Genomic DNA, 216 nt, shown 5'->3' on the forward strand with positions numbered 1-216 from the left:
GTCATAACGGTACTGATAGCACAAATCATCAAGAAGTACATCGGTAATAGGCTGCTGAACGGCAGTGGGAGGAATAACAAAGGCAAGCTGGTCATATTCGTTATACACATAGTAAGTATCTGCCTGCATAGAGGTCCCTACAAATTTCCTTACCAACAGGGTCTGACCTTTTCCGTTTTTGAACTCTAAAGTGGGGTTTCCATCTTCATCAGTAAC

1 protein-coding gene is annotated in these 216 nt (G+C 42.6%); it reads right to left on the reverse strand.

Translation table 11 applies throughout. The features are described 5' to 3' along the window. A partial coding sequence (locus BOQ64_RS22895) for a hypothetical protein (RefSeq protein ID WP_164975891.1) occupies positions 1-216 on the reverse strand: 216 nt, incomplete at both ends.

The organism is Chryseobacterium sp. CH25 (assembly GCF_004119455.1).
Classification (GTDB): domain Bacteria; phylum Bacteroidota; class Bacteroidia; order Flavobacteriales; family Weeksellaceae; genus Chryseobacterium.